Here is a 1,156-nt window from a genome sequence, read left to right as displayed (position 1 = left end):
CCCGAGGGGCCGTGGAAGACGCCGATGCCGGGCGCGGTGGGATCGCGCTCGATGAGCTTGGTGGCCAGCCCCATGAAGGAGGCCACATTGGCCGTCGCAACCGGCCCCTTAACTGTCAAACCTGCCTGCAACATTTTGATGTCCCCAATGCGTGATCCGGTTCAGCCGGCTTCCACCGGCGCGTGCCTGGGCGCTACGTCATGGCTGTCTCCGAAGGTGAGCTTGAAGCCCTTGTATTCAGGGCCTTGCGCGTACCCGAGGAGCCAGGTGGTCTCCTCCGGCGAGAGGGCTTCCCCGGCCGCCAGGCGCCGTTCCAGCGCCTGCGCCCGCGTCCAGCGCTGCTTGGGCGTCTCCGCCGCATGCAGCGGGCGCACCTGCGCGCCGGCAGGCGAGGCTGCCTCGGCCGCAAGGCGGGCCTGGAGGGCGCGGGTTTCATCCGAGATCCGGGGCTTGGGCGCGGCGCGCGGGGCCGCGGCCAAAGCGGCGGCCTCCAGCGCCGGAGTGGTGTGCGCCTCGCGCGCCTTGGGGAAATCCACCAGCGTGCCGGCCTGGCGCGCGGTGTGGCGCAAGGCCAGATCGATGAGGCGCGGCCCCTTGGTGAGGCGGCGGGCCTCCTTGCGCACGTCGGCGGTGCGTTCGGCGATGATGCGGGCCTGCTCCGCCTTGGCCGCCGCCACCGCCGCCTTGGGATCGATGCCCGCCAGCTCGGGGCACAGCGCCTCGCCCAGATAAGTGACGCCGGCCGGATCGAACAGGAAGGCGCGGCCCATGTCGGCCGGGTCCATCCGCACCATCACCTGCGTCTCCGGCAGGATCTGCGGCGCGAGATAGTGGAAACCGTCGATGCGGATGCCGCTCTTGGTGGCAAGGCGCAGCCCATGCTGCCCGGCCACGGGGGCGAGCAGCATGTCGAGGGCGCGCTCCTCCACGGTGCGGATGGGCGCGGTGGAGGCGGCGGCGGCCTGGAACGGGGTGACGCCGCCAAGGCCCTCATGGGGCCGGTGCTCGTATTTGCTGGCGATCCAGGCGTCCGCATAGCGCTGCAACTCGGCCGCGCTCAATTCCACGCACAGCGCCTCGCGCGGATCTTCGCCCAAGCGGGCGGCGAAGCTCTTGCGCGCCTCGATCACCTTCCGGTCGGCGACGCTATGGCCGA

1 protein-coding gene is annotated in these 1,156 nt (G+C 71.5%); it reads right to left on the bottom strand.

Features of this window, described 5'->3' with window-relative positions; all coding sequences use genetic code 11:
• Nucleotides 1–161: 161 nt before the first annotated feature.
• Nucleotides 162–1,156, bottom strand: a 995-nt coding sequence (locus tag YU1_RS31440; RefSeq protein WP_198019076.1) for a Mu transposase C-terminal domain-containing protein, incomplete at its 5' end; no start/stop codon positions are given.

The sequence above is a fragment of the Azorhizobium doebereinerae UFLA1-100 genome, from assembly GCF_000473085.1.
Lineage (GTDB): Bacteria > Pseudomonadota > Alphaproteobacteria > Rhizobiales > Xanthobacteraceae > Azorhizobium > Azorhizobium doebereinerae.
Note: the sequence above shows the minus strand (reverse complement) of the source record. Positions and strands in the feature narration are given on the sequence as shown.